The organism is Pseudomonas sp. RV120224-01b (assembly GCF_003208145.1).
GTDB lineage: Bacteria > Pseudomonadota > Gammaproteobacteria > Pseudomonadales > Pseudomonadaceae > Aquipseudomonas > Aquipseudomonas monteilii.
Genome location: NZ_QKMQ01000003.1, coordinates 1 through 23,613, shown reverse-complemented (window position 1 = coordinate 23,613; position 23,613 = coordinate 1). Strand labels below are relative to the sequence as shown.

General features: G+C 61.2%; 22 protein-coding genes. 14 read left to right on the top strand and 8 right to left on the bottom strand.

Annotation, left to right across the window (positions count from 1 at the left end):
• Complete coding sequence (locus N436_RS06305; protein WP_105946150.1) at positions 1–660, bottom strand: GntR family transcriptional regulator; 660 nt, start codon at positions 658–660, stop codon at positions 1–3.
• A gap of 268 nt (positions 661–928) precedes the next feature.
• Between N436_RS06305 and xdhA the strand changes: the two genes are divergently transcribed.
• The 4 genes from xdhA to guaD all read left to right on the top strand — a co-directional run bounded on the left by xdhA (position 929) and on the right by guaD (position 7,066).
• Complete coding sequence (gene xdhA, locus N436_RS06300; RefSeq protein WP_019099545.1) at positions 929–2,383, top strand: xanthine dehydrogenase small subunit; 1,455 nt, start codon at positions 929–931, stop codon at positions 2,381–2,383.
• Positions 2,376–4,775, top strand: a complete 2,400-nt coding sequence (gene xdhB, locus N436_RS06295; RefSeq protein WP_110740634.1) for a xanthine dehydrogenase molybdopterin binding subunit — start codon at positions 2,376–2,378, stop codon at positions 4,773–4,775. Before xdhA ends, xdhB begins: the two co-directional genes overlap by 8 nt.
• A gap of 130 nt (positions 4,776–4,905) precedes the next feature.
• A complete protein-coding gene (gene xdhC / locus N436_RS06290) occupies positions 4,906–5,751 on the top strand; it encodes a xanthine dehydrogenase accessory protein XdhC (protein ID WP_105946148.1) in 846 nt (281 codons plus the stop codon).
• Positions 5,752–5,761: 10 nt separating this feature from the next.
• Complete coding sequence (gene guaD / locus N436_RS06285; protein ID WP_110740633.1) at positions 5,762–7,066, top strand: guanine deaminase; 1,305 nt, start codon at positions 5,762–5,764, stop codon at positions 7,064–7,066.
• Here the strand turns inward: guaD and aqpZ are convergent.
• Positions 7,063–7,761, bottom strand: coding sequence for an aquaporin Z (gene aqpZ, locus N436_RS06280; protein ID WP_016711724.1), 699 nt, complete (start codon positions 7,759–7,761; stop codon positions 7,063–7,065). The two genes, guaD and aqpZ, sit on opposite strands and share 4 nt — an antisense overlap.
• Before the next feature lie 152 nt (positions 7,762–7,913).
• Positions 7,914–8,669 carry a GntR family transcriptional regulator gene (locus N436_RS06275; protein ID WP_060499641.1) on the bottom strand — a complete coding sequence of 252 codons (756 nt, stop codon included), beginning with the start codon at positions 8,667–8,669 and terminating at the stop codon, positions 7,914–7,916.
• Between the two features lie 283 nt (positions 8,670–8,952).
• On the opposite strand from N436_RS06275, the gene N436_RS06270 reads away from it, so the two are divergent.
• Positions 8,953–10,302 carry an NCS2 family permease gene (locus tag N436_RS06270; RefSeq protein ID WP_003254327.1) on the top strand — a complete coding sequence of 450 codons (1,350 nt, stop codon included), beginning with the start codon at positions 8,953–8,955 and terminating at the stop codon, positions 10,300–10,302.
• A 108-nt stretch (positions 10,303–10,410) separates the two neighbouring features.
• Here the strand turns inward: N436_RS06270 and N436_RS06265 are convergent, their stop codons facing one another.
• Together N436_RS06265 and uraH are read right to left on the bottom strand one after the other, a co-directional pair.
• The gene (locus N436_RS06265) at positions 10,411–11,184 is read right to left on the bottom strand and encodes an RHS repeat-associated core domain-containing protein (RefSeq protein WP_110740632.1); all 774 of its coding nucleotides are present in this window, start codon (positions 11,182–11,184) and stop codon (positions 10,411–10,413) included.
• A 181-nt stretch (positions 11,185–11,365) separates the two neighbouring features.
• The gene (gene uraH / locus N436_RS06260) at positions 11,366–11,719 is read right to left on the bottom strand and encodes a hydroxyisourate hydrolase (RefSeq protein ID WP_016711727.1); all 354 of its coding nucleotides are present in this window, start codon (positions 11,717–11,719) and stop codon (positions 11,366–11,368) included.
• 397 nt (positions 11,720–12,116) lie between these two features.
• Here uraH and puuE point away from each other — a divergent pair, with 397 nt between their 5' ends.
• The 7 genes from puuE to N436_RS06225 all read left to right on the top strand — a co-directional run bounded on the left by puuE (position 12,117) and on the right by N436_RS06225 (position 19,103).
• A complete protein-coding gene (puuE, locus tag N436_RS06255; RefSeq protein WP_105946145.1) occupies positions 12,117–13,043 on the top strand; it encodes an allantoinase PuuE in 927 nt (308 codons plus the stop codon).
• A complete protein-coding gene (gene uraD / locus N436_RS06250) occupies positions 13,043–13,558 on the top strand; it encodes a 2-oxo-4-hydroxy-4-carboxy-5-ureidoimidazoline decarboxylase (protein WP_105946144.1) in 516 nt (171 codons plus the stop codon). The genes puuE and uraD overlap by 1 nt, the downstream gene beginning before the upstream one ends.
• Positions 13,559–13,607: 49 nt before the next feature.
• Complete coding sequence (locus tag N436_RS06245; protein ID WP_012315446.1) at positions 13,608–14,111, top strand: ureidoglycolate lyase; 504 nt, start codon at positions 13,608–13,610, stop codon at positions 14,109–14,111.
• A 45-nt stretch (positions 14,112–14,156) separates the two neighbouring features.
• Positions 14,157–15,476, top strand: coding sequence for a urate hydroxylase PuuD (locus tag N436_RS06240; RefSeq protein WP_060499636.1), 1,320 nt, complete (start codon positions 14,157–14,159; stop codon positions 15,474–15,476).
• A 210-nt stretch (positions 15,477–15,686) separates the two neighbouring features.
• Positions 15,687–17,042, top strand: coding sequence for a nucleobase:cation symporter-2 family protein (locus N436_RS06235; protein ID WP_016711731.1), 1,356 nt, complete (start codon positions 15,687–15,689; stop codon positions 17,040–17,042).
• A 140-nt stretch (positions 17,043–17,182) separates the two neighbouring features.
• Positions 17,183–17,968 carry an outer membrane protein OmpK gene (locus tag N436_RS06230; protein WP_110740783.1) on the top strand — a complete coding sequence of 262 codons (786 nt, stop codon included), beginning with the start codon at positions 17,183–17,185 and terminating at the stop codon, positions 17,966–17,968.
• Positions 17,969–18,320: 352 nt separating this feature from the next.
• Positions 18,321–19,103, top strand: coding sequence for an outer membrane protein OmpK (locus tag N436_RS06225; protein ID WP_105946142.1), 783 nt, complete (start codon positions 18,321–18,323; stop codon positions 19,101–19,103).
• 78 nt (positions 19,104–19,181) lie between these two features.
• Here N436_RS06225 and N436_RS06220 read toward each other — a convergent pair whose 3' ends face one another.
• A complete protein-coding gene (locus tag N436_RS06220) occupies positions 19,182–19,496 on the bottom strand; it encodes a hypothetical protein (protein WP_023381453.1) in 315 nt (104 codons plus the stop codon).
• A gap of 153 nt (positions 19,497–19,649) precedes the next feature.
• Between N436_RS06220 and N436_RS06215 the strand changes: the two genes are divergently transcribed.
• Positions 19,650–21,605, top strand: coding sequence for an LTA synthase family protein (locus tag N436_RS06215; protein ID WP_110740631.1), 1,956 nt, complete (start codon positions 19,650–19,652; stop codon positions 21,603–21,605).
• Here N436_RS06215 and N436_RS06210 read toward each other — a convergent pair.
• Positions 21,595–22,503: a DUF808 domain-containing protein gene (locus N436_RS06210; protein WP_105946140.1), complete on the bottom strand. Its 909-nt coding sequence runs from the start codon at positions 22,501–22,503 to the stop codon at positions 21,595–21,597. The genes N436_RS06215 and N436_RS06210 overlap by 11 nt on opposite strands.
• Before the next feature lie 132 nt (positions 22,504–22,635).
• On the opposite strand from N436_RS06210, the gene N436_RS06205 reads away from it, so the two are divergent.
• Positions 22,636–23,247 (top strand): TetR/AcrR family transcriptional regulator, encoded by a 612-nt coding sequence (locus N436_RS06205; RefSeq protein ID WP_060499633.1) that lies wholly within the window; start codon positions 22,636–22,638, stop codon positions 23,245–23,247.
• Between the two features lie 84 nt (positions 23,248–23,331).
• Here N436_RS06205 and N436_RS06200 read toward each other — a convergent pair.
• Positions 23,332–23,613: IS3 family transposase (locus N436_RS06200; protein WP_146232420.1), on the bottom strand; the 282-nt coding region annotated here is incomplete at its 5' end.

The window sequence follows — 23,613 nt, the reverse complement described above, 5'->3', positions numbered from 1 at the left end:
TCAGCCTCGGGCCAGCGCCGCCAGCACCAGTTCGCAGCTGCGCTGGCCGTAGGCGGTGAGCACCTCGCGAATGCGCGGCAGGTCGCGGGCGACCACGGCTTCGAGCAGGCGGGCGAACAGGTCGAGGTAGTCGATCATGTTGGCCTGGCGCTGGTCCAGCGACAGGTAGTAGGCACGGCTCATGGCGGGCTGGAGGTTTTCCACGGTTTCCTGCAGGAACGGGTTGTCGGCGAACGGATAAGCCGCACGCATGACCGCAAAGCTGTCGGCGACGAAGGCCTTGATGTCGAGCTGGTCATGGGCACGCTGCAGGCGCTGCTGGATCTCCAGAAACGGGCGCAGGTCGGCTTCGGTGCGCCATTTTTGCGCAACCGCGTTGCCCAGCAGGATGTAGAACTCGCCCATCAACGAACACAGGCTGCGCACGCTGCGCTCGTCCAGCTCGGTTACGTGGGCCCCTCGGCGCGGCAAAATCGCCACCAGGTGGCGGCGTTCGAGGATCAGCAGCGCTTCGCGCACCGAGCCACGGCTGACATTGAGCGCCTGGGTAACCTTCTGCTCCTGGATACGCTCGCCTGGCGCCAGCTCGCCGCGGATGATGCGTTCGGCCAGGTAATCGGCAATCTGCTCGGAGAGGCTGTCCGGGGCCTTGAACGTCATGGTTTTCCTTCAAAATCATTGAACTGGGCACAAGGGGCGGATTGTAGCGTACTTGGGCGGTAATCGCGCAGAGGGGCCAGGCGGTTTATTTGACCTGCCAGACAGCCGCGCGCCCGGCGCGATCTATGCTTGTTCCATAGGCAATGTGTTCGGCCGGACGTAGACATGAGCAATTTCTTGACCTTTGAGTCAGAAAAATATTGACCTGCTAGACAGGTCTTGCTTAGAGTCCGCCCAACAACAATAAAACCATTGCGAGGCCATCCCCGTGATCCAGTTTCTCGTCAACCAGGAGTTGCGCAGCGAGCACGCCCTGGACCCGAACATGACGGTGCTGCAGTACCTGCGCGAGCACTTGGGCAAACCCGGCACCAAGGAGGGCTGCGCCAGTGGTGACTGCGGTGCCTGCACCGTGGTGGTCGGCGAACTGACCCAGGACGACCAGGGCAACGACAGCCTGCGTTATCGCAGCCTCAACTCGTGCCTGACGTTTGTCTCGTCGCTGCACGGCAAGCAACTGATCAGCGTTGAAGGCCTCAAGCATCAGGGCCAGCTGCACAGCGTGCAGCAAGCCATGGCCGATTGCCATGGTTCGCAATGCGGCTTCTGCACCCCCGGCTTCGTGATGTCGCTGTTCGCCCTGCAAAAGAACAGCAGCGGCCCCGACCTGCACCAGGCCCAGGAAGCCCTGGCCGGCAACCTGTGCCGCTGCACCGGCTATCGGCCGATTCTCGACGCTGCCGAGCAGAGCTGCCGCCAGCCCTGCCGCGACCAGTTCGATGCCCAGCAGGCGCAAACCATCAGCCGCCTCAAGGCCATTGCACCCACCCAGACCGGCGAACTGAACAGTGGCGACAAACGCTGCCTGGTGCCGCTGACCGTGGCCGATCTGGCCGACCTTTACAGCTCGCACCCCGAAGCCCGCCTGCTGGCCGGCGGTACCGACCTGGCGCTTGAAGTGACCCAGTTCCACAAGACACTGCCGGTGATGATCTACGTCGGCCACGTGGCCGAGCTCAAGCGCATCGAGAAAACCGCCAGCCACCTGGAAATCGGCGCTGCCACCCCGCTCACCGACTGCTACGGCGCGCTGAACGAGGAGTACCCGGACTTCGGTGCCTTGCTGCACCGTTTTGCCTCGCTGCAGATCCGCAACCAGGGCACCCTCGGAGGCAACATCGGCAACGCCTCGCCGATCGGCGACTCGCCACCCCTGTTGATCGCCCTGGATGCGCAGGTCGTGCTGCGCCAAGGCGAGCGTCAGCGGGTAATGCCACTGGAAGACTACTTCATCGATTACCGCATTACCGCCCGCCAGGACAGCGAGTTCATCGAGAAGATCATCGTGCCGCGTGCCACCCGCGACTGGGCGTTCCGCGCCTACAAGGTGTCCAAACGCCTGGACGATGACATCTCCGCCGTGTGCGGGGCGTTCAACCTGAGCATCGAAGACGGCGTGGTCAGCGGTGTGCGCATCGCCTTCGGCGGCATGGCGGCCATCCCCAAGCGCGCCCGTGCCTGCGAAGCGGCGCTGCGTGGCAAGCCGTGGGACCAGGCTGCCATCGAGCGCGCCTGCCAGGCCCTGGCCGAGGACTTCACCCCGCTCAGCGACTTCCGCGCCAGCAAGGAATACCGCCTGCTGACCGCACAGAACCTGCTGCGCAAGTACTTCATCGAACAGCAAACGCCGTACATCGAAACCCGGGTGACCGCTTATGTCTAACCATCACGTAGCCAAAAGCCAGACCGAGATGGCCGAGCTGTTCAGCCAGGACCTGACCACCGGGGTTGGCCGCAGCGTCAAGCACGACAGCGCCGACAAGCATGTGTCCGGCGAGGCGCTGTACATCGACGACCGCCTGGAGTTCCCCAACCAGTTGCACGTCTATGCACGCACCGCTGACCGTGCCCATGCGCGTATCCTGCGCATCGACACCACGCCGTGCTATGCCTTCGAAGGCGTGCGCATCGCCATCACCCACGAAGACATCCCCGGCCTGAAAGACATCGGGCCGGTGGTGGCCGGCGACCCGCTGCTGGCCATCGACAAGGTCGAGTTCTTCGGCCAGCCAGTGCTCGCCGTCGCAGCCCGCGACCTGGAAACCGCGCGCCGTGCAGCCATGGCCGCCATTGTCGAATATGAAGACCTGGAGCCGGTGCTGGACGTGGTCGATGCACTGCGCAAGAAGCATTTCGTGCTCGACAGCCACACCCACCAACGCGGCGATTCCGCTGCCGCGCTGGCCAGCGCCCCGCACCGCATTCAGGGCACCCTGCACATCGGTGGCCAGGAACACTTCTACCTGGAAACGCAGATTTCCTCGGTGATGCCCACCGAAGATGGCGGCATGATCGTCTACTGCTCCACGCAAAACCCCACCGAAGTGCAGAAGCTGGTGGCCGAAGTGCTCGACGTGCCGATGAACAAAGTGGTGCTGGACATGCGCCGCATGGGTGGCGGTTTTGGCGGCAAGGAAACCCAGGCTGCCAGCCCCGCGTGCCTGTGCGCGGTAGTGGCCCGCCTGACCGGCCAGCCCACCAAGATGCGCCTGCCGCGTGTCGAAGACATGACCATGACCGGCAAGCGCCACCCGTTCTATGTCGAATATGACGTGGGCTTTGACGACACGGGTCGCCTGCACGGCATCAACTTCGACCTGGCCGGCAACTGCGGTTACTCGCCCGACCTGTCCGGTTCGATCGTCGACCGCGCCATGTTCCACTCCGACAACGCCTACTACCTGGGCGATGCCACCGTGCATGGTCACCGCTGCAAGACCAACACTGCCTCCAACACCGCCTACCGCGGCTTCGGCGGCCCGCAGGGCATGGTTGCCATCGAACAGGTGATGGACCACATCGCCCGTCACCTGGGCCGCGACCCGCTGGCGGTGCGCAAGGCCAACTACTACGGCAAAACCGAGCGCAACGTCACCCACTACTACCAGACCGTCGAGCACAACATGCTCGATGAGATGACCGCCGACCTGGAAGCCAGCAGCGACTACGCCGAGCGCCGCGAGTCGATCCGCCGCTTCAACGCCAACAGCCCAGTGTTGAAGAAAGGTCTGGCACTGACGCCAGTCAAGTTCGGCATCTCGTTCACCGCAACCTTCCTCAACCAGGCCGGGGCGCTGATCCACATTTATACCGACGGCAGCATTCACCTGAACCACGGTGGCACCGAGATGGGCCAAGGCCTGAATACCAAGGTGGCGCAGGTAGTCGCCGAGATTTTCCAGGTCGATTTCAGCCGCATCCAGATCACCGCCACCAACACCGACAAGGTGCCCAACACCTCGCCGACCGCAGCCTCCAGTGGCGCCGACCTGAACGGCAAGGCGGCGCAGAACGCTGCCGAAATCCTCAAGAAGCGCCTGACCGAGTTCGCGGCGCGGCATTACAACGTGACCGAGGAAGACGTCGAGTTCCGCAATGGCCATGTGCGTGTACGCGACCAGATCGTCAGCTTCGAGCAGCTTGTGCAACAGGCTTACTTTGCCCAGGTGTCGCTGTCCAGCACCGGTTTCTACCGCACGCCGAAGATCTTCTACGACCGCAGCCAGGCGCGCGGCCGGCCGTTCTACTACTTCGCTTTCGGCGCCGCCTGCGTGGAAGTGATCGTCGATACCCTGACCGGCGAATACAAGATGCTGCGCGCCGACATCCTGCACGACGTGGGCGATTCGCTGAACCCGGCCATCGACATCGGCCAGGTGGAAGGCGGCTTCATCCAGGGCATGGGCTGGCTGACCACCGAAGAACTGGTGTGGAATGCCAAGGGCAAGCTGATGACCAATGGCCCGGCCAGCTACAAGATCCCGGCGGTGGCCGACATGCCGCTGGACCTGCGGGTGAAGCTGGTGGAAAACCGCAAGAACCCGGAAGACACCGTGTTCCATTCCAAGGCCGTGGGCGAGCCGCCGTTCATGCTCGGCATCGCCGCCTGGTGTGCGATCAAGGATGCCGTGGCGAGCCTTGCCGATTACCGGGTACAGCCGAACATTGACGCGCCGGCGACACCGGAGCGGGTGTTGTGGGGGTGTGAGCAGATGCGAAAGGCGGTGGCTCAGCAACAGACTGCCGAACAAGAACTGGAAACCGTCACCCACTGACAGCGAGGAACCTTGTGGGAGCGGGCGCGCCCGCGAAGAAGGCAACACCGTGAATGGCACCGGCTCTGCCGGTGTTCGCGGGCACGCCCACTCCCACAGAGTCTGCGGCGCAACATAGAGAGGTTGCATCATGCACCAATGGATCAACGCCCTCGCCGACCACCAATCCCGTGGCGAAGCCTGCGTACTGGTGACCATCATCGAAGAACGCGGCTCCACCCCGCGTAACGCCGGCTCGAAAATGGTCGTCAGCGCCAATGGCCTGTTCGACACCATCGGTGGCGGCCACCTGGAATACAAGGCCCTGCACATCGCCCGGCAGATGCTCGAAGAACAGCGCACCACCCCACACCTGGAGCGCTTCAGCCTCGGCGCCAGCCTGGGCCAGTGCTGCGGCGGCGCTACCGTGCTGTTGTTCGAGCCCATGGCCGCCGTGCAAGCGCACATCGCCGTGTTCGGCGCGGGCCATGTCGGCCGTGCTCTGGTACCCTTGCTCGCCGCGCTGCCCTGCCGGGTGCGCTGGATCGACTCGCGCGAGCAGGAATTCCCTGAACTCATCCCCAACGGGGTGACCAAGGTCGTCAGTGAAGAACCGGTAGACGAAGTCGCAGACCTGCCGCCAGGCTGCTACTGCATCGTCATGACCCACAACCACCAGCTCGACCTGGAACTGACCGCCGCCATTCTCAAGCGCAACGACTTCACCTGGTTCGGCCTGATCGGCTCGAAGACCAAGCGGGTCAAGTTCGAGCATCGCCTGCGCGAACGCGGCTACGACGATGCCGTGCTGGCACGCATGCGCTGCCCGATGGGCCTGCCCGACGTGAAGGGCAAGCTGCCCATCGAGATTGCCGTGTCCATCGCCGGTGAAATCATCGCCACCTACAACGCCTGCTTCGGCCAGCACGATGCTGCCGCCAATGCCGGCCCCATTGCCCAGTTGCTGCCGCCCTCCCGGCGCAGCCAAGCCATTTGACGAGTGTGTTATGACCGTTACCCGCAAAGCCTACCGTGCCGCCATCCTGCACAGCATCGCCGACCCGGCCGAGGTGGGTCTGGAGGCTTCCCATGAGTACTTCGAGGACGGCCTGCTGGTGGTCGACGATGGCCGCATCAGTGCCGTTGGCCACGCCAGCGACCTGCTGCCGACGCTGGATGCCGGCATCCCGGTCGAGCATTATCAGGATGCGCTGATTACCCCAGGCTTCATCGATACCCACATCCACTTCCCGCAAACCGGCATGATCGGCTCCTACGGCGAGCAGCTGCTGGACTGGCTGAACACCTACACCTTCCCGTGCGAAAAGCAGTTCGCCGACAAGGACCACGCCGACCAGGTGGCGAAGATTTTCCTCAAGGAACTGCTGCGAAACGGCACCACCAGCGCGCTGGTGTTCGGCAGCGTGCACCCGGAATCGGTCAATGCCTTGTTCGAAGAAGCCGAGCGCCTGGACCTGCGCCTGATCGCCGGCAAGGTGATGATGGACCGCAACGCCCCGGACTACCTGACCGACACCGCCGAGTCCGGCTACACCGAAAGCAAGGCACTGATCGAGCGTTGGCACGGCAAGGGCCGCCTGCACTACGCGGTCACCCCTCGCTTTGCTCCGACCAGTACGCCAGAGCAGCTGGCCCTCGCCGGTCAGTTACTCAAGGAGCACCCAGGCGTATACATGCACACGCACCTGTCGGAAAACCTCAAGGAAATCGATTGGGTGAAGTCGCTGTTCCCCGAGCAGAAGGGTTACCTGGACGTCTACGACCACTTCGAGCTGTTGGGCGAGCGCTCGGTGTTCGCCCACGGCGTGCACCTGTGCGATGAGGAATGCCAGCGCCTGGCCGAAACCGGCTCGGCCGTGGCCTTCTGCCCCACCTCCAACCTGTTCCTGGGCAGCGGCCTGTTCAACCTGCCGCAAGCAGAGCGCTTCAAGGTCAACGTAGGCCTGGGTACCGACGTGGGCGCTGGTACCAGCTTCTCGCTGCTCAACACCCTGAACGAAGCGTACAAGGTGATGCAGCTGCAAGGCGCGCGCCTGCACCCTTACAAGTCACTGTACCTGGCCACCCTTGGCGGCGCCCGTGCGCTGCGCCTGGACGACCGCGTCGGCAGCCTGCGCCCGGGCAACGATGCCGACTTCGTGGTGCTGGACTACAAGGCCACGCCGCTGCTGGACTACCGTATTCAGCAGTCCAACAGCATCGAAGAGACCCTGTTCGTGCTCACCACCCTGGGCGACGACCGCACCGTGCGTGAAACGTACGCTGCCGGGCGTTGCGTGCACCAGCGCTAAGGCTCTTTCGCCAGGCCCCGGTACAGCGCGCCGCCGATTGCAGCCCCGATCAGCGGCGCCACCCAGAACAGCCACAGCTGTTGCAGGGCCCAACCGCCGACGAACAAGGCCGGCCCCGTGCTACGCGCGGGGTTGACCGAGGTGTTCGTCACGGGAATGGAAATCAGGTGGATCAGGGTGAGGGCCAGGCCGATGGCAATCGGTGCGAACCCTGCCGGTGCCCGGGAGTCGGTCGCCCCCATGATCACCACCAGGAACATGGCGGTCATCACCACTTCACTGATAAAGCCCGCCCCCAGCGTGTAGCCGCCGGGCGAGTGGTCGGCGTAGCCGTTGGACGCCAGCCCCGAGGACAGCTCGAAACCGGCCTTGCCGCTGGCGATGAGATAGATCACACCTGCAGCCAGGATGGCGCCGATCACTTGTGCGATGACGTAGGGCAACAGCTCCTTGGCCGGGAAACGCCCACCCACAACCAACCCGAATGAGACGGCAGGGTTGAGGTGACAGCCGGAGATATGACCGATGGCGAAGGCCATGGTCAGCACAGTGAGGCCGAAGGCGAAAGCAACACCGAGAACGCCGATACCGACAGGGGAACTGGCTGCGAGTACCGCACTGCCACAGCCGCCGAGGACCAGCCAGAAGGTGCCGACCAGTTCGGCCCCCATCCGTTTACCGAGGGACATGCTCATGAATCCATTCCTCAAGAAGTTGAACGCAACGAATGCGCAAGCCCAACTGCTTGATGAAGGTTTGCTCACAAGAATTTAGCAGACCTTTGGCTGATGGCCAGTAACGACCGAGGGCCGCAAAGCGGCCCCCTCTCAATCACCCAGGCAAACGATCAACCCTTGGCGGAAGCCTTGGGTTTTTTCAGCAGGTGCGAGAACACTGCATGCAGATCGTCCGAGGCACTTTCCTCGTCCAGGTTCAGCTTGCTGTCGATGTGGTCCATGTGGTGCATCATCAGGCTCACGGCCTGTTCGGCATCGCGCGCCTCGATGGCATCGATCAGCTGCATGTGTTCGTCATACGAGCAATGCGAGCGGTTGCCGCTTTCGTACTGGGCGATGATCAGCGACGTCTGCGACACCAGGCTGCGCTGGAAGCTTACCAGCGGCGCATTGCCCGCCGCCTCGGCCAGCTTGAGGTGGAACTCGCCGGAAAGACGAATACCGGCACCACGATCACCACGCGAGAAACTGTCGCGCTCTTCACGCACCATCTGCCGCAGCTCGTTGAGCTGGTCCAGGGTGGCGTGCTGCACGGCCAGTTCGGTAATGGCCCGCTCCACCATGCGCCGCGAGAAGAACACCTGGCGCGCTTCTTCCACCGTCGGGCTGGCCACCACCGCACCGCGGTTTGGCCGCAACAGCACCACGCTTTCGTGGGCCAGGCGCGACAGCGCGCGGCGGATGATGGTACGGCTGACGCCAAAGATTTCGCCCAGCGCTTCCTCGCTCAACTTGGTGCCCGGCGCCAGGCGCTGTTCGAGGATGGCCTCGAAAATGTGCGCATAGACGATGTCGTCCTGGGTACCGCTGCGGCCGGCCTTGCCGACACGTGCAGGTTTTTTCAGAGGTTGCAGCTGTTCGTTCATGGGCTCTCGAGGCACGAAGAGAAAGTATGGCGCCATTGTACACAGGCTGAGGCGATTCCGCAGGGGGCGTTTTACCTATATAGCCGTTGTACGACGCATTGCGCACACAAAAGATAAAACATTATTTGCATTCTTTGTACACAAAAGCATAATCCACCAAGCGACTTCTTGACCCATTAGTCAACAAAACGGTCAGATGTCTGCCTTCCCTCGCGGAGCCGCCAAGTGCATTGCGCAGGACAATGGCTCCATAACAACAAGAAAGACTTGAGGAGTACTCGCTGTGGAAAGCCGCAAATCCGAAGCCCCTACGCTGGATCTCGCCCCACCGCTCGAAACGAGCTGGCTGGAGCGGATTTTCAAACTCAAGCAACACGGCAGCACCGTAAAAACCGAAATGATCGCCGGGGTGACCACCTTCATCACCATGGCCTACATCATCTTCGTCAACCCCAACATCATGGCTGACGCCGGCATCGACCATGGTGCCGCCTTCGTCGCCACCTGCATCGCCGCCGCGCTGGGCTGCCTGCTGATGGGCCTGTACGCCAACTGGCCGGTGGGCCTGGCGCCGGGCATGGGGCTTAACGCGTTCTTTACCTACACCGTGGTCGGCACCATGGGCTACAACTGGGAAACGGCGCTGGGGGCGGTATTCGTCTCGGGCGTGCTGTTCATGTTCCTGACCTTGTCGAAAGTGCGCGAATGGCTGCTGAACAGCATCCCGGTCAGCCTGCGCCATGCCATGGGGGCCGGCGTCGGATTGTTTCTCGGGCTGATCGGCCTGAAGACGGCAGGCATCATCGTCGACAGCCCCGCCACCCTGATCAAGCTGGGTTCGCTGCATGAGCCAGGGCCACTGCTGGCAGCCGTGTGCTTCCTGCTGATCGCCATCCTCAGCTACAAGCGGGTGTTTGGCGCGATCCTGATCAGCATCATCGGCGTCACCCTTGCCGGTTGGGGCCTGGGGCTGGTCAAGTTCGGCGGGGTGATGTCGATGCCGCCGAGCCTGGCTCCGACCTGGATGGCCATGGACGTGGCGGGCGTGTTCAACGTCAGCATGATCAGCGTGGTGCTGGCGTTTCTGTTCGTGCACATGTTCGACACTGCCGGTACGTTGATGGGCGTGGCGCAGCGGGCCAACCTGGTGGCGCCGGACGGGCGTATCGAGAACCTGTCCAAGGCGTTGAAAGCAGACAGTGCTTCGAGCGTGTTCGGCGCAGTGGTCGGTGTGCCGCCGGTGACCAGCTATGTGGAGAGTGCAGCGGGCGTCGCGGCGGGTGGCCGTACTGGCTTGACGGCTGTAGTGGTCGGCCTGCTGTTCATCGCCGCAATGTTCTTCGCCCCGCTGGCGGGGATGATCCCAGCCTATGCAACTGCCGGCGCGCTGATCTACGTAGCAATGCTGATGATGGGCAGTATGGCGCATATCCACTGGGACGAAGCCACCGACAGCATTCCGGCGATTGTCACGGTCATCATGATGCCGCTGACTTTCTCGGTAGCCGATGGTATTGCCCTGGGCTTCATCAGCTATGTGGCATTGAAGGCGGGTACTGGCAAATACAAGGAAATCTCGGCCAGCCTGTGGGTCCTATGCGCAATCTTCATTGCGAAGTTCGTCTTCCTCTGACGCCTAGCCTGCGCAATGGGTGCTTAGACGCCCATTGCCAAAACTCAGTTTGCACCGCTCATTACGCGGACAAGGCGCTCGAAGCGCAGCCGGCTGCCTAATGAAGTTTCAAGAGCCAAAGGCTCGGATGAAATTCGCATCAACATTGAGCTTTTCCAAGACATCATTCAATTCATACAGGTTCTCGAAGCGGGGCTGAAAGTGGCCAGAATGATTACTGAAAGAAATTTGACCACCGTCACCCACGACGATGTACCCTGCGCTTCTCACGCTCTCGCCAAGACCCTTCGTGCCAAAACCCCGCCCAGAAAATTCGGCGAGGCTGCCGTGACTTGGCATCGTGAGGTCATCCTTGCTGCTGAATACGACCAACCTATTCTCTTTGGTGAGTGCAAATTTGTGGTTCCACCCCGGCTCGAGCTGCTCGAAGCCGTTTTTGCTGGTTATCTCCCTGAATAAGGTCGTGCTCTGTTTTACTTGCTTATTCGCATAGTTCATCTCTTCGCCCATATTCCAGTATTGATTGTTCGTGAGCCCAGCCTCCACGGTAAGCGCTTTAAAGCGGCTGGCTGCCTGCTCAACAACACCCCAAAACTTTCTAGCGACTTGCCGGAACAAGGGATTTTTTCCACTGGGATCCTGCCCGTTGACAGGATCATTCAGGCAGTACGCATAGGCGTTGATTCCGCCTTTGTTAAAAGGGCTCAAGCCATCCGGGCTGATAAATCGCATGAGGCGAGGGCTGTATACCCGGTGACCATTTCCGAGCGCATAGCCTTCCAGTGCAGCCTGAAAAAACTGACCATTGAAGCCTAATGCGTCGGTCGACGCCGCTTTAGCGCTTCGGTAACCATAAGGCGAATACACGTTGCTTGTGTTCATCGGACGAACCCTCAGGCGCCACACGAAGTCCGATCTTTTCAACTGAGCCCATGAATGGCTACTGGCAAAAATGTCAGTCGAAGGGCCGATTTCAAATGAAAATACAAAAACAGCAGACGAAAAAAAGCCCGCCAGTGTGAGAGCGGGCCAAAGGACCTACGAAGATTCTTCTAGCGACCAACTAGCTTCCACGATAGGTCGAATAGCTGTACGGCGAGATCAGCAGCGGCACGTGGTAGTGCTCCTGTTGCTCATCGATACCAAAGCGCAGCACTACAACATCCAGAAACGCCTGTGCCGGCAGTTGCACGCCACGGGCGCGGTAGTAATCACCCGCGCTGAACTGCAACTGGTAAACGCCAGAACGGTAATCGTCACCCTGCAGCAACGGCGCGTCGACGCGGCCATCGCTGTTGGTCAGGGCAGTGTTCACCAGCTCCAGCTGCTGGCCTTCGACACGGTACAGCTCGACCTTGATCGAGCTGCCCGGGCAGCCATGCGCGGCATCCAGTACGTGTGTGGTCAAACGTCCCATTGCGTGTCGCCTCTTGTTCACTGTGGGCAAGAAATACTCAGCCTATGCACCCAAACAGGGCCTGCGGTAGGCGGGAATGACGCCATTAAGACATTCCATCGCAAAATTGTACACAATTTTTTGTACCCATCCGTCGCACCCGACGTTTCCTGCCTATAAACGACCCATCGGTCGCAAATACAGGCGCTGTAACGACCCCAATGTCATTAGCTGACCAATCAGGCAGGTTTCTTGCACTGTATTTCCAGGTCGCTGCGAAGCGACAAAAGGGAAGAAATGCGGAAAAACAGGCTTACAAAAGATTTCAGAAGTTGTATACAATCAGCCCATCCGGTGGTGCGACATCCCGACGCGGCCCGCCCACCCCCCGCACAAACGCACAAAAAGGAAGACTGCAGTGAGCGCTGACTACCCTCGCGACCTGATCGGTTACGGCAACAACCCTCCTCACCCGCAATGGCCGGGCAACGCTCGCATCGCGCTGTCTTTCGTCCTCAACTACGAAGAAGGCGGCGAACGCAACATCCTGCACGGTGACAAGGAGTCCGAAGCCTTCCTGTCCGAAATGGTAGCCGCCCAGCCACTGCAGGGCGCGCGCAACATGAGCATGGAGTCGCTGTACGAATACGGCAGCCGTGCCGGCGTGTGGCGCCTGCTGAAGCTGTTCAAGGACAGCGGCGTCCCGCTCACCATCTTCGCCGTGGCCATGGCCGCCCAGCGCCACCCCGACGTGATCCGCGCCATGGCCGAGGCTGGCCACGAGATCTGCAGCCACGGCTACCGCTGGATCGACTACCAGAACATGGACGAGGCCCAGGAGCGCGAGCACATGCTCGAAGCCATCCGCATCCTCACCGAACTCACCGGCGAACGCCCGCTGGGCTGGTACACCGGCCGCACCGGCCCGAACACCCGTCGCCTGGTGATGGAGGAAGGTGGCTTCCTGTACGACAGCGACACCTACGACGACGACCTGCCCTACTGGGAGCCGAACAACCCTACCGGCAAGCCGCACCTGGTGATCCCCTACACCCTGGACACCAACGACATGCGCTTCACCCAGGTACAGGGCTTCAACTGCGGCGAGCAGTTCTTCCAGTACCTGAAAGACGCCTTCGATGTGCTGTACGCCGAAGGCGCCGAAGCACCGAAGATGTTGTCCATCGGCCTGCACTGCCGCCTGGTCGGCCGCCCGGCGCGCCTGGCCGCCCTGAAGCGCTTCGTCGATTACGCCAAAAGCCATGACCAGGTCTGGTTCGCCCGTCGCGTGGACATCGCCCGCCACTGGCACACCACCCACCCGTACAAGAAAGAGAACGCCTGATGACCGCCTTCAACACCCTCAAGCCATCCGCCCTGGGCCGTGACGCCTTCGTCAGCGCCTTCGCCGACATCTACGAGCATTCGCCGTGGGTGGCCGAAAAGGCCTATGACCTGGGCCAACTGGGCGAGCTGGACGAAATCGAAGCCCTGCACCAACGCATGAGCGACATCCTGCTCAGCGCCAACCACGCCGACCAGCTGGCACTGATCAACGCTCACCCGGACCTGGCCGGCAAGGCCGCCATCCAGGGCGAACTGACCGAATCGAGCACCAACGAACAGGCCGGTGCCGGCATTCACCAGTGCACCGCCGAAGAGTTCGCCCGCTTCACCGAGCTGAACGACGCCTACAAGGCCAAGTTCCAGTTCCCGTTCATCATGGCGGTAAAGGGCAGCAACCGGCACCAGATCCTCGCCTCCTTCGAGAAGCGCATCCACAACGATGCCGATGCCGAGTTCAAGGAAGCCCTGGCGCAGATCAACCTGATCGCCCTGTTCCGCCTGCTGCAGCTGTAAGCAACAGCCGAACCTTTTTCAGTACAACGAATAGATAAGAGAGACCCGCATGCGCACCCTGATGATCGAGCCCCTGACCAAAGAAGCCTTCGCCCCCTTCGGTGACGTGATCGAAACCGACGGCAGCGACCACTTCATGATCAACAACGGCTCGACCATGCGCTTTCACAAGCTCGCCACGGTCGAAACCGCCGAGCCTGAAGACAAGGCGATCATCAGCATCTTCCGCGCCGACGCGCTGGACATGCCGCTGACCGTACGCATGCTGGAACGCCATCCGCTGGGCAGCCAGGCTTTCATTCCGCTGCTCGGCAACCCCTTTCTGATCGTGGTCGCGCCCGTTGGCGATGCACCTGTATCAGGCTTGGTCCGGGCCTTCCGCAGTAATGGCAGGCAGGGCGTTAATTACCATCGCGGCGTCTGGCACCACCCGGTGCTGACGATCGAAAAGCGGGATGACTTCCTGGTGGTTGATCGCAGCGGTTCTGGCAACAACTGCGATGAGCATTACTTCACCGAGGAACAGATGCTGATCCTCAATCCCCACCAATAAGAAAAGGTCGGTCATCGTTCACGGTGATCGGCAGAGGTACATACTGTGGAAGCACACCTTCACGAATGGCTGAACCTGAGCATTCGCTGGGTTCACATGATCACCGGTGTCGCCTGGATCGGTGCATCGTTCTACTTCGTCTGGCTGGAGAACCACCTGAACCGAAGCAACCCGCGCGATGGGTTGTCGGGTGATCTCTGGGCGATTCACGGCGGTGGTATCTACCACCTGGAGAAATACAAGCTCGCACCCCCGAAAATGCCCGAGAACCTGCACTGGTTCAAGTGGGAAGCCTACTTCACCTGGATGTCCGGTATCGCCCTGCTGTGCGTGGTGTTCTACTGGAACCCGACCCTGTACCTGCTGGCCCCTGGCAGCACCCTGAGCGGTGCCGAAGGCGTGGCCATCGGGATCGGTTCGCTGGTGGCCGGCTGGTTCATCTACGACTTCCTGTGCGATTCGCCACTGGGTAAAAAACCTGCCCTGCTCGGTGCCGTACTGTTCGTCCTGATCATTGCCGCCTGCTTCGGCTTCAGCCTGGTGTTCAGTGGCCGTGGCGCCTACCTGCACACCGGCGCGATCATCGGCACCATCATGGTGGGTAACGTGTTCCGCATCATCATGCCGGCCCAGCGCCAGCTGGTGGCGGCGATCGAGAACAACCAGACGCCCGACCCGGTACTGCCGGCCAAAGGCCTGCTGCGTTCGCGTCACAACAACTACTTCACCCTGCCGGTGCTGTTCATCATGATCAGCAACCACTTCCCGAGCACCTACGGTAGCCAGTACAACTGGCTGATCCTGGCCGGCATTGCAGTAGCCGCGGTTCTGATCCGCCACTACTTCAACACCCGCCACGACAGCAACAAGTACGCCTGGACCCTGCCGGTCGGTGCCCTGGCAATGATCTGCCTGGCCTACGTCACCGGCCCTAAGCCGATGGCTGTTTCGCCTGAGCAAGCCGCAGCGAAAGTGGAGTACCAGCCACTGCCGGCCACTGCCGTAGGTGGCAAGACCGCCGCCGAACTGCGTGCCGAAGAAGCAGCCAAGCCTGCCGAAGCACCGGCTGAAGCACCTGCCCAGGCGACGGCCCAGGCTGGCGGCGACAGCTTCGACAAGATCCACAACGTCATCCAGGAACGCTGCACCGTGTGCCACTCGTCCAAGCCGACCAGCCCACTGTTCAGCGCCGCCCCTGCCGGCGTGATGTTCGACACCCCGCAGCAGATCCAGGCCCAGGCCGCGCGCATTCAGGCGCAAGCGGTCGCCAGCCAGATCATGCCGCTGGGCAACATCACCCAGATGACCACCGAAGAGCGCAAGCTCGTCGGCGACTGGATCGCCAAAGGTGCCCCGGTCAACTGAAACACCGCAATCGGGTCAACACAGCTCCCCTGTAGGAGCGGGTTTACCCGCGAAGAGGCCGGCAACCCCGGCCTCTGTTTCAAGCCATACGCAACAAGCAAGCATCGAGCGTTCAGCCTAAAGCGGGAACCCCAGCCTCTCTTCACCGAGAGCCTGCCGCTTGAAGCCGACGCTTGGATCCGAGAATAAAAACAAAACTCGAGGTGCTGCATGTCCGAGTCACGCAAGGCGTATATCCCCATTGCGCCGCCGCGCGAGCCCTTGCCCCTGTTCCAACTGATCCTGGTTGGCCTGCAACACGTTCTGCTGATGTACGGTGGCGCCATCGCCGTGCCGCTGATCATCGGCCAGGCCGCCGGGTTGTCCCGTGAAGAAGTCGCTTTCCTGATCAACGCCGACCTGCTGGTCGCAGGCGTCGCCACCATCATCCAGTCGTTCGGTATCGGCCCGGTGGGCATCCGCATGCCGGTGATGATGGGGGCCAGCTTCGCTGCCGTCGGCAGCATGGTGGCCATGGCCGGCATGCCCGGTGTGGGCCTGCAGGGGATCTTCGGCGCGACCATCGCCGCCGGGTTCTTCGGCATGCTGATCGCGCCGTTCATGTCCAAGGTCGTGCGCTTCTTCCCGCCGCTGGTCACCGGCACGGTGATTACCTCGATTGGCCTGTCGCTGTTCCCGGTGGCGGTCAACTGGGCCGGTGGCGGCCATGAAGCAGAAACCTTCGGCTCGCCGATCTACCTGCTGGTAGCCGGCCTGGTGCTGGCGGTCATCCTGCTGATCAACCGCTTCATGCGCGGGTTCTGGGTCAACGTGTCGGTACTGGTGGGCATGGGCCTTGGCTACATCCTGGCCGGTTCCATCGGCATGGTCGACCTGTCGGGCCTGAAAGACGCACCGTGGTTGCAAGTGGTCACCCCACTGCACTTCGGCATGCCGACCTTCAGCCTGGCGCCGATCCTGTCCATGTGCCTGGTGGTGGTGATCATCTTCGTCGAGTCCACGGGCATGTTCCTGGCCCTGGGCAAGGTGACCGATCGCGAAGTCACCCCAGGGATGCTGCGGCGCGGCCTGCTGTGCGATGCCGGTGCATCGTTCATCGCCGGCTTCTTCAACACCTTCACCCACTCCTCGTTCGCCCAGAACATCGGCCTGGTGCAGATGACCGGGGTGCGCTGCCGCTTTGTCACCATCGTGGCCGGTGCACTGCTGATTGTGCTCAGCCTGCTGCCGAAGGCGGCCTTCCTGATTGCCTCGATCCCGCCTGCGGTACTGGGCGGCGCGTCCATTGCCATGTTCGGCATGGTGACCGCCACCGGGATCAAGATTCTTCAGGAAGCGGACATCGGCGACCGCCGCAACCAGCTGCTGGTGGCGGTGAGCGTCGGCTTCGGGCTGATCCCCGTGGTGCGCCCGGAGTTCTTCGCCCAGATGCCACAGTGGATGGAACCCATCACCCACAGTGGTATCGCCATGGCCACGGTCAGTGCCCTGGTGTTGAACGTACTGTTCAACATCCTCGGTGGCGCCGAACGCGCGGTGCACAACGACGCTTGTCACCAGCATTGAGCCAGACGGGGCGGCGCATGGCCGCCCCGCATTCACATAAGCAGTAAACGCAACACCGTCGGCCCGCCGGAATGGGCCGCCCGGGGCGCCTGCGCGCCAAAAAAACCGCCAACAAAAACAATAAGTCCGGGAATCACAACATGAAGCGCATCACCACGTCCCTGTTGCTGGGCAGCAGCCTGCTGGCCACCCTCCCCTCGCATGCAGGCGAATGGCTGCAATGGCATGGCGAAAGCCTGACCTACCTGTACGGCAAGGACTTCAAGGTCAACCCTGATATCCAGCAGACCATCACCTTCGAGCACGCCAACAAATGGAAGTACGGCGACACCTTCATGTTCGTCGACAAAATCTTCTACAACGGCAAGGCCGACCCCGGCAAAGGCGTCACCACCTACTACGGCGAGTTCAGCCCACGCCTGTCATTCGGCAAGATCTTTGACAAGAAGCTGGCCTTCGGCCCGATCAAGGACGTACTCCTGGCCATGACCTACGAGCGCGGCGAAGGCGACAACGAGGCCTACCTGATCGGCCCCGGTTTCGACCTGAACGTCCCCGGCTTCAACTATTTCACCCTGAATTTCTACGTGCGCAACACCGAGGGCAGCCGCCCCGGTGACAACGTCTGGCAGATTACCCCCGGCTGGTCCTACACCATCCCCGTAGGCAGGTCCGACATTCTGATCGACGGCTACATGGACTGGGTCACCGACAACGACCAGACCCGCCGTGGCACTTACCACGCCAACCTGCACTTCAACCCGCAGGTGAAGTACGACCTGGGCAAAGCGCTGAACCTGGGCGCCAAGCAGCTGTACGTGGGCTTTGAGTACAGCTACTGGAAGGACAAGTACGGCATCGACAGCCGCGGCAATCTGGACAGCAACCAGAGTGTCGCCAGTGCGCTGATCAAAGTGCACTTCTAGAAAACTGACCAAACGCACAAGTTTGTACCACCCCGCTCCAGGACGGAGCACTTGAGGCCCGGCGCGCAAGCCAGTAATCTGCGCGCCCCCTCGATCAGGGCAGAACGGATTCTGCCTGCGTTTACTGACCGCTCAGTCAATGAATACGGGCGGTTGGCCAACGTGTTGCCAGCCTGAAAGACCCTTTTCATCCGTTCAGAACGAAGTCGAGCAGGAAGGTTTTGCCAACCCGGAAAAGTTGGCCCAACCCTTGCCAAACAGCTGTGGCCTATCGAAAAAAGCTGACTCAAAAGACAAAAAAGCGCCAACAACGAGCGCTGACAACAGATCAATCAAGGGAGCGACACTTTCAATGCGTACCATCAACAGCCTGATCCTCGCCGGCGGCCTGCTGGCCTGTGGCACCACCTTCGGCGGCGACCTGCTGCAATGGCAGAACAACAGCCTGACCTACCTGTGGGGCAAGAACTTCAAGGTCAACCCCGAGACCCAGCAAACCTTCACCTTCGAGCATGCCGATGCGTGGAAGTACGGCGACAACTTCTTCTTCATCGACAAGATTTTCTACCAGGGCAAGAAGGACGCCAGCAACGGCCCCAACACCTACTACGGCGAGTTCAGCCCACGCCTGTCGTTCGGCAAGATCTTCGACCAGAAGCTGGAGTTCGGCCCGGTCAAGGACGTGCTGCTGGCCATGACCTACGAGTTTGGCGAGGGTGACACCGAGTCGTACCTGATCGGCCCGGGCTTCGACCTGGCCATCCCGGGCTTCGACTACTTCCAGCTGAACTTCTACAACCGCACCACCGACGGCAGCCGCGCCGGCGACAACGTATGGCAGATTACTCCGGTGTGGTCGTACACCATCCCGGTCGGCGATTCCGACGTGCTGATCGACGGCTTCATGGACTGGGTGGTGGACAACGACGAGAACCGTCGCGGCACCTACCAGGCCAACCTGCACTTCAACCCGCAGATCAAGTACGACCTGGGCAAGGCATTGCACCTGGGTGAGAAGCAGTTGTACGTGGGTGTGGAGTACGACTACTGGAAGAACAAGTACGGCATCAAGGACAGCGATGCGTTCACCACGGACCAGAACACCATGAGTTTCCTGGTGAAAGTGCACTTCTGATGCGCTGAAACGTGACAGCGCGTTGCATTAACAACGCGCTGTCATGTGCAATAGGCTGCGCAGCATGTAAGTAATTTCCTACAACTTATTCAGATCAATCCTATTCGCATTTAAAGTTGCCTTGAAAGTCAGGGCAAGCAGGCAAGGCAACAACCCACCAAACAGCAACAGCCCCGCTTCTACCTGCCAGTGTTCTATCACTCGAAAGATGTCCAGCACCAGCATGATGCTGCTGATTGTCAATGCCAGGCCGAACATGGCACAGCACTTGTACAACGCCTCGACGCCCGCCCCGCGCAGCAGCAGCCACAGGCCCAACGCCCCCCAGGCCATGACCGTACCCAGGTAGAGCGCCAGGTGGTACACATCGTAAGTTAATACTTTACCAAACATGGTTTTCCCCCCCTGAGCTGTAGGAAAAAGCAAAGTACTGACTATAGGCCCAGGCTTTCCACTTTAACACCGCAAATTTTTGACAAAATTTTTGCACTTTGCCCTTTAGCATGCTTGGATTCTCGCATTCAAAAAAGAAAACAGGCCTACTTAATGCGCACGTCCCTCGCCGCCCCGTGGCGGTATCTTCTGTTAGTTTGTTCACTGTGGTTCGGCATCTTCCTGCTGACCCGCCTGGTATTACTGGTCACCCATCTGGATGAAGTACATGGCGACTACGTCTCATTGTTCTTCAGTGGTGCCCTGTACGACCTGAGCTTCCTCACCTACGCCGCCCTGCCGCTGGGGCTGTACCTGGCCGTGTGCCCGGCAGGCTTATGGCGCACGCGCTTGCATCGCCGGCTGATGGGCGGCGTACTGGTCGTCAGCCTGTTCGTGATGCTGTTCGTCGCGGTGGCCGAGTGGCTGTTCTGGGACGAGTTCGGGGTACGCTTCAACTTTATCGCGGTCGATTACCTGGTGTATTCCAAGGAAGTGCTGGACAACATCCGCGAATCGTACCCACTGCCCACCCTGCTGGGCAGCATCGCTGTGGTCGCCGTGTTGCTTGCAGTGGTCTTGCGCAAGCCCCTCGGCCAGGCGCTCGCAGCCCCCGGTGCCAATCTGCGCCAACGCCTGGGCGGCATTGCGCTGTTGGCTGTACTGGGTGGGCTGAGCGGTTTGCTGGTCGACCAGCAATTCCCCCGCGGCCAGGGTGGTAACGCCTACCAACGCGAACTGGCCAGCAACGGCCCGTACCAGTTCTTTGCCGCATTCCGTAACAACGAACTGGACTACAGCCAGTTCTACGCCACCCTCGATGCCAGTGAAGCCGGCGCGCAGATGCACCAGGAGCTGGCTGAGCCCAATGCCCGGTTCCAGGCCAGCGAGCCCGAGGATATCCGCCGCCATATCAACGCCAGCGGCGAGCCACGCACGCCCAACATCATCCTGGTCACCATCGAGAGCTTCAGCGCCAAGTACATGGGCAGCAACGGCGACCCGCGCAACCTCACGCCCAACCTGGACGCCCTGCGCCGCGAAAGCCTGTACTTCAACAATTTTTACGCCACCGGCACCCGCACCGACCGTGGCCTGGAGGCCATCACCCTGTCGATCCCGCCAACACCGGGCCGCTCCATCGTCAAACGCATCGGCCGCGAAAGCGGCTACGGCAGCCTCGGCCAGCAACTGGCTGCTGTCGGCTATGACCCCGTGTTTGTCTATGGCGGGCGTGGCTACTTCGACAACATGAACGCCTTCTTCAGCGGCAACGGCTACCGTATCGTCGACCAGAGCAGCGTGGACGAAAGCGAAATCGGCTTCAAGAACGCCTGGGGCATGGCCGATGAAGACCTGTACAAGCAGGCCCTGAAACTGGCCGATGCCGACCATGCCAAGCAGCAGCCATTCCTGCTGCAACTGATGACCACCTCCAACCACCGCCCATACACCTATCCGGACGGCCGCATCGACATCCCCTCGGGTGAAGGCCGTGAAGGTGCGGTGAAGTACACCGACCATGCCATCGCCCAGTTCCTGCGCGAAGCGAAGCGCAAACCGTGGTTCGACAATACCTTGTTTGTCTTCGTGGCCGACCACACTGCGGGCAGTGCCGGTGTGGAAGACCTGCCGGTGAACAACTACCAGATCCCGCTGTGGATCTACGCCCCCAAGCTGATCGCCCCGCGCGAAGACGCGCAACTGGCCAGCCAGATCGACCTTGCACCGACCTTGCTCGGCCTGCTGAATCTCAGCTACACCTCGACCTTCTTCGGCCGCGACCTGCTGCGTGAAGCCACCCTGCCGCCGCGGGTACTGATCGGCAACTACCAGCACCTGGGCCTGTTCGACGGTAAGGACCTGGCGATCCTCAGCCCGCGCGGCGGCATGCGTGTGCATCAGGATGCACTGGGTAACAGCCGGGAATTGAGCGTGGGTAGCGATAACCCGCTGGTACGTCGGGCGATTGCCTACTACCAGAGTGCGGCCAACGATTTCAGCAAAGGCCTACTCGCCTGGAAACCGGCAGCCAGCGATGAGGAAAAAGGCGTGGCGGTCAGCCCCTGACGGCACGCCAAACCTTAGAGACCGCGCTGACCACCGCGAGCACCACGGCACCGGCCACCACCCCGGCCACGCCGTTGAGCAGCGCACCGGTCAGCGCCCCACCGCGCCCTTCGCTGAACGCCTCGATGGCATGATGCAAGGGCGCGATGCCATGTACCAGAATGCCGCCACCCACCAGAAACATCGCCGCCGTGCCAATCACCGACAGGCTCTTCATCATGTACGGCGCTGTCTGCAGGATGCCGTTACCCAACACCTGAGCCAGACGCGAAGCCTTCTGGGTCATCCACAACCCCAGGTCATCCAGCTTGACGATACCCGCCACCAACCCGTAAACGCCGATGGTCATGACAATGGCAATGCCCGACAGCACGATGATCTGCTGGGTCAGCGGCGCATCGGCCACGGTGCCCAGGGTGATGGCGATGATCTCCGCCGAGAGAATGAAGTCGGTGCGCACCGCGCCCTTGATCTTGGTTTTCTCGAACGCCACCAGGTCGACATTGGCATCGGCCACCGCCTCCTTACGGGCTTCGTGCTCAGCCTCATCCTCTTCTTTGCTGTGCAAGAACTTGTGTGCCAGCTTCTCGAAACCCTCGAAGCACAGGTAGGCACCGCCCACCATCAGCAGCGGCGTCACCGCCCAAGGGATGAACGCGCTGATCAACAGCGCCGCCGGCACCAGGATGGCCTTGTTCACCATCGACCCTTTGGCCACCGCCCACACCACCGGGATTTCGCGTTCGGCACGCACACCGGTGACCTGCTGGGCATTCAGCGCCAGGTCGTCGCCCAGCACGCCTGCGGTCTTTTTCGCTGCCACTTTGGTCATCACCGAGACGTCATCGAGCACCGTGGCGATGTCGTCGATCAGTACCAGTAGACTGCTTCCTGCCATGTTTGCCTGTATCCAGATGTGTATGTGCCATCGATTCTAGCCCAAAGCCGCTGCCTTGAGCCCCCGTCGAGCCCGGTGCTACCATGCCCGATCCCTCTTAGAGGTGGCCAGACACGAGGAAGATCCCTGACCATGAGCACCATTCGCGAGCGCAACAAGGAACTGATCCTGCGCGCGGCCAGCGAGGAATTCGCCGACAAGGGCTTCGCCGCCACCAAGACCAGCGATATCGCGGCCAAGGCCGGCCTGCCCAAGCCGAACGTGTATTACTACTTCAAGTCCAAGGACAACCTCTACCGCGAGGTCCTGGAAAGCATCATCGCGCCAATCATGCAGGCGTCGACGCCGTTCAATGCCGACGGCGATCCGAAGGAAGTGCTCAGTTCATACATTCGTTCGAAGATCCGCATTTCGCGTGACCTGCCGCACGCCTCCAAGGTGTTCGCCAGCGAGATCATGCACGGTGCCCCGCACCTGTCGCCGAACCAGGTTGAGCAGCTGAACGAGCAGGCCCGGCACAACATCGAGTGCATCCAGCGCTGGATCGACCGCGGGCAGATCGCCCATGTGGATGCGCACCACCTGATGTTCAGCATCTGGGCGGCGACACAGACGTATGCGGATTTCGATTGGCAGATTTCTGCGGTGACCGGCAAGGCCAAGCTGGCCGACAGCGATTACGACGCGGCGGCCGAGACCATTATTCGCATGGTGCTCAAGGGCTGTGAGCCTGAGGTGGCCTGATAGGGCCAGTGGGGCTGCTATGCAGCCCATCGCCGGCAAGCCAGCTCCCACAAGGTTGGACTGCCCCCCAAAAGTTGGACAGTTTTAGCCAGTGGTCTGAGTCCTGTAGCTCACAGGGCTCAGGCCATTGAGTTTCAGCCTGATGCGGTCATGGTTGTAGTAGTGAATGTACTCATCCAGTCCCGCTTTTAGTTCCTCGACACTCTCAAAGCGATTCAGGTAGAAAAACTCCGACTTGAGCGTGCCGAAGAAGCTTTCCATCGCCGCATTATCCAGGCAATTGCCTTTGCGGGACATGCTCTGCTTCACACCTCGTGCGGCAAGTTTGTGACGGTATTGAGCCTGCTGATAATGCCACCCTTGATC

Coding starts and splice junctions, on each gene's coding strand:
- N436_RS06220 (WP_023381453.1), bottom strand. CDS start 19,496: ATGTTTGGTAAAGTATTAACTTACGATGTGTACCACCTGGCGCTCTAC.
- aqpZ (WP_016711724.1), bottom strand. CDS start 7,761: ATGAGCATGTCCCTCGGTAAACGGATGGGGGCCGAACTGGTCGGCACC.
- N436_RS06235 (WP_016711731.1), top strand. CDS start 15,687: ATGTCCGAGTCACGCAAGGCGTATATCCCCATTGCGCCGCCGCGCGAG.
- N436_RS06245 (WP_012315446.1), top strand. CDS start 13,608: ATGCGCACCCTGATGATCGAGCCCCTGACCAAAGAAGCCTTCGCCCCC.
- N436_RS06215 (WP_110740631.1), top strand. CDS start 19,650: ATGCGCACGTCCCTCGCCGCCCCGTGGCGGTATCTTCTGTTAGTTTGT.
- guaD (WP_110740633.1), top strand. CDS start 5,762: ATGACCGTTACCCGCAAAGCCTACCGTGCCGCCATCCTGCACAGCATC.
- N436_RS06230 (WP_110740783.1), top strand. CDS start 17,183: ATGAAGCGCATCACCACGTCCCTGTTGCTGGGCAGCAGCCTGCTGGCC.
- xdhC (WP_105946148.1), top strand. CDS start 4,906: ATGCACCAATGGATCAACGCCCTCGCCGACCACCAATCCCGTGGCGAA.
- N436_RS06205 (WP_060499633.1), top strand. CDS start 22,636: ATGAGCACCATTCGCGAGCGCAACAAGGAACTGATCCTGCGCGCGGCC.
- N436_RS06275 (WP_060499641.1), bottom strand. CDS start 8,669: ATGAACGAACAGCTGCAACCTCTGAAAAAACCTGCACGTGTCGGCAAG.
- N436_RS06265 (WP_110740632.1), bottom strand. CDS start 11,184: ATGAACACAAGCAACGTGTATTCGCCTTATGGTTACCGAAGCGCTAAA.
- N436_RS06305 (WP_105946150.1), bottom strand. CDS start 660: ATGACGTTCAAGGCCCCGGACAGCCTCTCCGAGCAGATTGCCGATTAC.
- N436_RS06225 (WP_105946142.1), top strand. CDS start 18,321: ATGCGTACCATCAACAGCCTGATCCTCGCCGGCGGCCTGCTGGCCTGT.
- N436_RS06210 (WP_105946140.1), bottom strand. CDS start 22,503: ATGGCAGGAAGCAGTCTACTGGTACTGATCGACGACATCGCCACGGTG.
- xdhB (WP_110740634.1), top strand. CDS start 2,376: ATGTCTAACCATCACGTAGCCAAAAGCCAGACCGAGATGGCCGAGCTG.
- uraH (WP_016711727.1), bottom strand. CDS start 11,719: ATGGGACGTTTGACCACACACGTACTGGATGCCGCGCATGGCTGCCCG.
- uraD (WP_105946144.1), top strand. CDS start 13,043: ATGACCGCCTTCAACACCCTCAAGCCATCCGCCCTGGGCCGTGACGCC.